This window comes from Bradyrhizobium sp. CSA112 (genome assembly GCF_029051645.1).
In the GTDB taxonomy this organism is placed as follows: Bacteria; Pseudomonadota; Alphaproteobacteria; order Rhizobiales; family Xanthobacteraceae; genus Bradyrhizobium.
Map to the genome: position 1 here is coordinate 107,592 of NZ_JAACFS010000024.1, position 7,772 is coordinate 115,363.

Sequence of the window (7,772 nt, forward strand, 5' to 3'; positions counted from 1 at the left end):
GATGCGCACGCCGCTCGGCCGCGTCCGCAATCTCGGTTCCTCGCATTCCGGCACCACTGATTTCTGGCGCCAGCGTCTCACGGCAGTGGCGATGACGCTGCTGATCGTGCCCGTTATCGTGATCGTCTTGATGCTGATCGGCCGCAATCAGGCCGGCGCCGCGCAAATTCTCGGCTCGCTTCCGATCGCGATCATCCTGGTCCTCTTCATCATCGCCAGCGCCTGGCACATGAAGATCGGCATGCAGATCGTGATCGAGGACTATGTGCACAACGAGACGGTGAAGCTCGTCAGTGTCATGGCCAATAACTTCTTCTGCATCGCGGTGGCCTTGGCCTCGATTTACGCGATCCTTAAATTGTCATCGGGAGTTTAACCCATGGCTGCACAAGGTAGCGGCAAGGCCACCAACGGCAGTGGCCCGGCCACCAACGGAAAAGCCTATCCGATCGAGGACCACACCTACGACGTCGTGGTCGTCGGCGCCGGCGGCGCCGGCCTGCGCGCCGTGGTCGGCTGCTCGGAAGCGGGCCTGCGCACCGCCTGCATCACAAAAGTGTTCCCGACCCGCTCGCATACGGTTGCGGCGCAAGGCGGCATTTCGGCCTCGCTCGGCAACATGCATCCGGACGACTGGCGCTGGCACATGTACGACACCGTCAAGGGGTCGGACTGGCTCGGCGACCAGGACGCGATCGAATACATGGTGCGCAACGCGCCGGAAGCCGTGTACGAGCTCGAGCACTGGGGTGTGCCGTTCTCGCGCACCGAGGACGGCAAGATCTACCAGCGCCCGTTCGGCGGCATGACCATGGACTACGGCAAAGGCCAGGCGCAACGCACCTGCGCGGCCGCCGACCGCACCGGCCACGCCATGCTGCACACGATGTACGGCCAGGCGCTGCGCCACTCGGCTGAATTCTACATCGAGTTCTTCGCCATCGACCTGATCATGGACGACCAGGGCGTCTGCCGCGGCGTCATCGCGCTCAAGCTCGACGACGGCACGCTGCATCGTTTCCGCGCCCAGACCACCATCCTCGCGACCGGCGGCTATGGCCGCGCCTATGCTTCCTGCACCTCGGCGCATACCTGCACCGGCGACGGCGGCGGCATGGTGCTGCGCGCCGGCCTGCCGCTGCAGGACATGGAGTTCGTCCAGTTCCATCCGACCGGCATCTACGGCGCCGGCTGCCTCGTCACCGAAGGTGCGCGGGGCGAAGGCGGCTATCTCGTCAACTCCGAAGGCGAGCGTTTCATGGAGCGCTACGCACCGTCCGCCAAGGACCTCGCCTCGCGCGACGTGGTCTCACGCTCGATGACGATCGAGATCCGCGAAGGCCGCGGTGTCGGCAAGAAGAAGGATCACATCTATCTGCACCTCGATCATCTCGATCCGAAGGTGCTGCAGGAGCGCCTGCCCGGCATTTCCGAATCGGCCAAGATCTTCGCCAATGTCGACGTCACCCGCGAGCCGATCCCGATCGTGCCGACGGTGCACTACAACATGGGCGGCATCCCCACCAATTATCACGCCGAGGTGCTGACCAAGAAGGACGGCGACGACAATGCCGTGGTGCCCGGCCTGATGGCGATCGGCGAAGCTGCCTGCGTCTCCGTGCACGGCGCCAACCGGCTCGGCTCCAATTCGCTGATCGATCTCGTGGTGTTCGGCCGCTCGGCTGCGCTGCGGCTTGCGGAAAAGCTGACGCCGAACGGCAAGCAGGCGGAATTGCCGAAGGATTCCGCCGACCTGGCGCTCGGACGGCTCGATCACTACCGCCATGCCTCGGGCGGCACGCCGACCGCCAAGCTGCGCGACAGCATGCAGCATGTGATGCAAAACAATTGCGCGGTGTTCCGTACCGGCGAGATCCTGACCGAAGGCCAGAACCTGATCCACAAGGTGCATGGCGGCATCGGCGACATCGCGACAACCGACCGCTCGCTGGTCTGGAACTCCGATCTGATCGAGACCCTCGAGTTCGACAATCTGATCGTGCAGGCGGTCGTCACCATGGATTCGGCGGCCAACCGCACCGAAAGCCGCGGCGCCCATGCGCGCGAGGACTTTTCCGAACGCGACGACAAGAACTGGATGAAGCACACGCTGGCGTGGATCAGTGAACGTGGCAACATCACGATCGATTACCGCCCGGTGCACGACTACACGATGACGAACGACGTTCAGTACATCCCGCCGAAGGCGCGGGTTTACTGATGACCAACACCGTCATTCCGGGGCGATGCGAAGCATCGAACTATGGTGCGCAATTGCGCACCAGAGAATCTCGAGATTCCGGGTCTGGTCCTTCGGACCATCCCGGAATGACGAAGGGTTAGAATAATGGCTGAATTTACGCTTCCCAAGAACTCAAAGATCACCGGCGGCAAGACCTGGCCGAGGCCGGCGGGCGCGACCGAGACGCGCGAGTTCAGGGTCTATCGCTGGAATCCGGACGACGGCAAGAACCCGAGCGTCGACACCTACCATGTCGACATCAATGATTGCGGGCCGATGGTGCTCGACGGGCTGATCTGGATCAAGAACAACATCGACCCGACGCTGACCTTCCGTCGCTCCTGCCGCGAAGGTGTCTGCGGCTCCTGCGCCATGAACATCGACGGACAGAACACGCTGGCCTGCACCAAATCGATGCACGACGTGGCCGCGGGCGGCGCCGTGAAGGTCAATCCGCTGCCGCACCAGCCGGTCGTGAAGGACCTGGTTCCCGACCTCACCAATTTCTATGCGCAATACGCTTCCATCGAGCCATGGCTGAAGACGACCACGCCGACGCCGCAGAAGGAATGGAAGCAGAGCCACGAGGACCGCGAGAAGCTCGACGGCCTCTACGAGTGCATCCTGTGCGCCTGCTGCTCGACCTCCTGCCCGAGCTATTGGTGGAACAGCGACCGCTTCCTCGGACCGGCCGCGCTCCTGCAGGCGACGCGCTGGGTGAAGGATTCTCGCGATGAAGCCACCGGCGAACGCCTCGACAACCTCGAAGACCCGTTCCGCCTCTACCGCTGCCACACCATCATGAACTGCGCCAAGGCCTGCCCGAAGGGCCTGAACCCGTCCGAAGCCATCGCCGAGCTCAAGCTGAAATTGGTCGAGCGCCAGATCTAGGCGTGATGCCGCGGCCCGGATGGAGAAGAAGCGAAGCGCAATCCGGGATTCTCACAGTGGATAAACCTGTCCCGGATTACGCTTCGCTCCATCCGGGCTACATGTCTCTACCCTGGCCCGGCCAGGCGCGGATGATTATCAATTTATCGATCCGCATTAACGCCGTCCGGGAAAGCAGAGAGTTCCGCTTTCAACACGCTTGGTTCACAGCAGAAGTTTGCGTTAAGCTCTACGCGTGTAGCCGGAGCGAGTGTGCAGACCGCGCAACGTAATTCGCTGAGATTGCTGCAATGGATGATGGTCGCTTCGCTGGCCCTTCCGTTGGCGCTGTTTGTATTTGCGTCCGCCGTCTCCTGGGTCTCGATCCGCGAAACGGCTGACCGCGAAATCGAACGGGCGCTGGATGTCGCGCACGAGCATGCGCTGAAAGTGTTCGAGACCATCGACCGCAGCCTGTCGGAGGTCGCCGAGATCGTCCGCGGCGTTCCCGATGCCGACATCATTGCCCGCGAACAAGCGCTGCATTTGCGGCTGAAACAATTGGTCGCTTCGCTGCCGCAGGTGAAGTCGGTCTGGATCTTCGACGCCAAAGGCCACGCGCTCGTCAACAGCCTCGTCGTCCCGCCGCCCGCGATCGATTTTTCCGACCGGGACTATTTCAAGTCCCACGTCGCCGGCGATATCGGAACCTATATCGGTGAAGCGTTGACGCCGCGGCCGCCCTATCAGGGCGCTGCGTTCTTCGGCGTCAGCAGACGGCGACCGAGCGAGGACGGCGGCTTCGCGGGCGTGCTCCAGGCTTCCGTGTTCCCGGAATATTTCGAGAATTACTACGCCCGGATCGGCCGGGAGCCCGGCAGCTACTTCGCGCTCGGCCGGACGGACGGCGCCGTGCTGGCGCGTTTCCCCGCCATCGACCGCGACATCCGTCTCGACCCCAATGGCCCGATCGAGAAAGTAGTCGCGGCCGATCCAACGGCCGACCTCGTCACCGTGACGTCGCCGACCGACGGCATCGAACGCCGCCTCGGATATCGGCGGCTCGCCGAATACCCGATCTATGTTGGCGCCGGCCTCGAGACCTCGGCGATCCGGGCGCGCTGGTTGTCCACCGTGAGCCAGCATTTGATCTTCGGCGCGCCAGCCACCGCGCTGCTGTTTGCTCTGCTGGGGCTGGCCTTGCGCCGGACGCGGCATCTCCATTTCGAAGCCGAGAAGCGGGAGGCGGCCGAGGAAGCGCTGAAGCACGGCCAGCGACTTGAGGCGCTTGGCCGGCTTACCGGCGGCGTCGCGCACGACTTCAACAATCTGCTCACGGTGATCCGCGCTTCCGTGGACCTGCTGCGGCGCCCCGACCTGCCGGAGCCGCGGCGGCTACGCTATATCGATGCGATCTCCGACACGGTGACCCGTGCCGCCAAGTTGACCGGGCAGTTGCTGGCCTTCGCGCGGCGGCAGACGTTGAAGCCGGAGGTATTCGACGTCGGGCGGAGCGTACAGACGCTGAGCGAAATGATCGGCACCCTGATCGGTTCGCGCATCGAGATCGTTATCCTTGGGCCGGAAGAGCCGTGCTTCGTCAATGCCGACGCCGGCCAGTTCGAAACCGCCATCATCAACATGGCCGTGAACGCACGGGACGCCATGGAGGACCGTGGACGGTTGACGATTGCAGTGGGAATGGCCGCCAGTCTACCCAACGCCGCTCCGCTGCCGCAAAATCCATATGGTTATGTCGCCGTATCCGTCGCCGATACCGGCATCGGCATTCCGCCGGATCAGCTCGAACGCATCTTCGAACCCTTCTTCACGACCAAGCAGGCCGGCCACGGCACCGGGCTCGGCCTGTCGCAGGTGTTCGGCTTCGCCAAGCAATCCGGCGGCGAAGTGGTCGTCGCCAGCGAAGTCGGCAAAGGCAGCATCTTCACGCTGTATCTGCCGCGGACCGCCGGCGGCGGACAATCGCTACAGATGCTGCGCGCAGATGCTTCGGCGATCGACGGGAGGGGGACGTCGGTGCTTCTGGTCGAAGACAATGCCGAGGTCGGACAATTTGCCGCCGACGCGCTGACCGATCTCGGCTACACCACGCGCCTAGTCGGCAGCGGCGCGCATGCGCTCGAAGAGCTGGCCGCCGGCGCCGATCGTTTCGATGTCGTGTTCACGGACGTGGTCATGCCGGGCATGACCGGCCTCGAACTCGCCCAGGAAATCCGCCGCCGGCACGCCGACCTTCCGGTCGTGCTGACCAGCGGTTACAGTCACGTGCTGTCGGAGCATGGCAGCTACGGTTTTGAGCTGCTGCAAAAGCCCTATTCCGTCGAGCAGCTCTCGAGCGCGCTGCACCGGGTCGTCCGCTCGCGCAAGGTGAGGCGCGCCAACGCGGTGACTTGACCGCGGCTGCTGCTCCTAATCGTCACCAATGTCGGCTTTCAATGCGGCGTGAGACAATAAAAGATTCCTGTCGTCCCTGCGAACGCAGGGACCCATAACCACCGGCCTTGATTATACGGAGAGAATCAACTCCGACCGCTCCAAATCGAGAAGCCGCGGCGTATGGGCCCCTGCTTTCGCAGGGGCGACGGTGTCGTTGGAGTCGCGTGCAAAACCGGCTATGCATGCGGCGCTTCTACCCGAGGACACAGGTTTGACGCCCCACAACGATCCTTCACCCGCGCCGTTCGGCGCATTTGCCCCGAATGCCGCACAGGCTGCGATCATTTCGCTGGCCCACCGATCGCGGCTGAAGCGCGGCGCGTTTCGGCCGATGCTGTCGCGGCTGGTGAACCTGCTGCGCGCGGGCCCGGTCGACGTGCCATATCAGGGCGCCTCGTTCCGCTTCTATCATCAGGCCAGCGCTACCGAGCGCGGCGCGCTGTTCAATCCCGATTACAATATCGAGGAGCTGGATTTTTTGCGTGCGCATGTGCCGGCGGGCGGGGTCTTCGTCGATGTCGGCGCCAATGTCGGCACCTATGCGCTTGCGTTGGCGCGCCATGTCGGCGCTGATGGCAAGGTGATTGCGATCGAGCCGCACCCGGTCACCCATGCGCGGCTTACCTTCAACAACACAGCCTCCGGCTACTCCCAGGTACGATTGGTCGCGGCCGCCGCCGGCCACGCCGATGGGGAATTGATGATCGAGACCGACGGCGACAATCTCGGCGCCAGCCATATTGTCTCGGGAGAAGTGTCCAGCCGGGCGATCAAGGTGCCCTCGCTGCGGCTGCAGCGCATCCTCGGCGAAGCCGGAGTTTCGCATGTCGATGCGCTCAAGATCGACGTCGAAGGTTTTGAGGATCGCGTGTTGACCGGTTTCTTCGCCGACGCACCGCAGGCATTGTGGCCCCGCGCGATCGTGATCGAGCATCTGTCGAGGAATGAGTGGCTGGCAGACTGCATCGCCGACATGCGCGCGCGGGGTTATGTCGAAACCGGCAAGACCCGCAGCAACACGCTGCTGGCGCGAGGCTGAATTTCCTTTCTCCAATCATTCCTCGAACCGCAGGAGAGCTTGATGATCGACCACATCAGATTTCCGGTTTCGGACTACGAACGCTCCAAGGCCTTCTATCTGAAGGCGCTGGCGCCGCTCGACTACGTCCTTGTCATGGAAGTCAAACAGGATCGTCCCGGTGAAGAGCCTGCCGCGGGTTTCGGCGCCAATGGAAAGCCCGATTTCTGGATCGGCGGCGAGGGCGGATTGGACAAGCCGTTGCATGTCGCGATTGTGGCGAAGGACCGTGCCACGGTGGACGCTTTCTATGGGGCGGCCATCGCCGCCGGCGGGCGCGATAACGGCGCACCGGGAATCCGCGCGCACTACCATCCGAACTATTACGGCGCGTTCGTGCTCGATCCCGATGGGCACAACATCGAAGCCGTCTGCCACGCGCCGGCATAGCCGGTTCCATTGGTGAGGCGCGCGGGAACTTCGCACCTGGCTGGCCGTTATTGTTCCTGGAGTGGAAACTTCAGGAGATGTAATGCCGATCGAACCGCCGGAGATACCGCCGGCGACACCGGGACAGCCGACCGAGCCGCCGCGAGAGAGCCCGCCGGGCAATCCTCGTCCGGAGGTGCCACCGCCATTGCGTGAGCCTGGTCGGCCACCACAACCGCAGGAGTTGCCGGGTAAGATGCCGGATGAGTTGCCGACACGCGGGCCTAATGGCCCCAGCACACCCAACCCAGCCACCGATCCGGGGGCCGGATGAACCCACTGCCTGAACGCGCAATGAACAATGGTGCATGCAACCCATTGTGCTAATGAAATAAAATAGCATCCTACCATTTGTAGGCCGCCACAATCCGGCCTAATGATTATCCGCTCATCGACCAACTGACATGCCACTGAAGGGCTCTTCCGTTGCTGTCAGGCCTTTCTTCGGGGACCAAAGGGACATCATGACAAACCTTCGCATCCTGCTGCTCGCTACGACTACTTTGACGGCGACGCAGCTCGCGCCCTCCGCATCGCATGCGCAGACCGCACCGCTTGTCGTGGCGCAAGCCAAGGAAAAGGAAGAAGGAGCCCCGGGCGGCCGGCCCAAGGAGGCGCCGAAGGGCGCTCCGCCGCCGGCCGCTGCACCGAAGGCACCGGCTCCGGCCGCTCCTCCACCCCCGGCTGCGGCACCCC

Annotated in this window: 7 protein-coding genes and 1 pseudogene; all 8 read left to right on the top strand. The window is 63.5% G+C overall.

Going from position 1 to position 7,772, the window contains the following annotated elements; genetic code table 11:
• The first annotated feature begins 1 nt into the window (after window position 1).
• Window positions 2-376, top strand: a complete 375-nt coding sequence (gene sdhD, locus GWE18_RS29465) for a succinate dehydrogenase, hydrophobic membrane anchor protein (protein ID WP_275189245.1) — start codon at window positions 2-4, stop codon at window positions 374-376.
• Between the two features lie 3 nt (window positions 377-379).
• A complete protein-coding gene (gene sdhA, locus GWE18_RS29470) occupies window positions 380-2,221 on the top strand; it encodes a succinate dehydrogenase flavoprotein subunit (RefSeq protein WP_275189232.1) in 1,842 nt (613 codons plus the stop codon).
• 126 nt (window positions 2,222-2,347) lie between these two features.
• Window positions 2,348-3,133, top strand: coding sequence for a succinate dehydrogenase iron-sulfur subunit (locus tag GWE18_RS29475; RefSeq protein ID WP_275189233.1), 786 nt, complete (start codon window positions 2,348-2,350; stop codon window positions 3,131-3,133).
• Between the two features lie 252 nt (window positions 3,134-3,385).
• Window positions 3,386-5,527: a hybrid sensor histidine kinase/response regulator gene (locus GWE18_RS29480; RefSeq protein WP_275189235.1), complete on the top strand. Its 2,142-nt coding sequence runs from the start codon at window positions 3,386-3,388 to the stop codon at window positions 5,525-5,527.
• A 253-nt stretch (window positions 5,528-5,780) separates the two neighbouring features.
• Window positions 5,781-6,608: an FkbM family methyltransferase gene (locus tag GWE18_RS29485; protein ID WP_275189236.1), complete on the top strand. Its 828-nt coding sequence runs from the start codon at window positions 5,781-5,783 to the stop codon at window positions 6,606-6,608.
• 42 nt (window positions 6,609-6,650) lie between these two features.
• A complete protein-coding gene (locus GWE18_RS29490) occupies window positions 6,651-7,037 on the top strand; it encodes a VOC family protein (RefSeq protein ID WP_275189237.1) in 387 nt (128 codons plus the stop codon).
• 82 nt (window positions 7,038-7,119) lie between these two features.
• Window positions 7,120-7,350, top strand: a complete 231-nt coding sequence (locus tag GWE18_RS29495; RefSeq protein WP_275189238.1) for a hypothetical protein — start codon at window positions 7,120-7,122, stop codon at window positions 7,348-7,350.
• Window positions 7,351-7,540: 190 nt separating this feature from the next.
• Window positions 7,541-7,772: pseudogene (locus tag GWE18_RS29500) on the top strand (OmpA family protein); the annotation flags it as partial.

Bases quoted from the DNA above. Each gene is read 5' to 3' on its own strand.
- GWE18_RS29495 (WP_275189238.1), top strand. From the start codon at position 7,120: ATGCCGATCGAACCGCCGGAGATACCGCCGGCGACACCGGGACAGCCG.
- GWE18_RS29490 (WP_275189237.1), top strand. From the start codon at position 6,651: ATGATCGACCACATCAGATTTCCGGTTTCGGACTACGAACGCTCCAAG.
- GWE18_RS29475 (WP_275189233.1), top strand. From the start codon at position 2,348: ATGGCTGAATTTACGCTTCCCAAGAACTCAAAGATCACCGGCGGCAAG.
- sdhD (WP_275189245.1), top strand. From the start codon at position 2: ATGCGCACGCCGCTCGGCCGCGTCCGCAATCTCGGTTCCTCGCATTCC.
- sdhA (WP_275189232.1), top strand. From the start codon at position 380: ATGGCTGCACAAGGTAGCGGCAAGGCCACCAACGGCAGTGGCCCGGCC.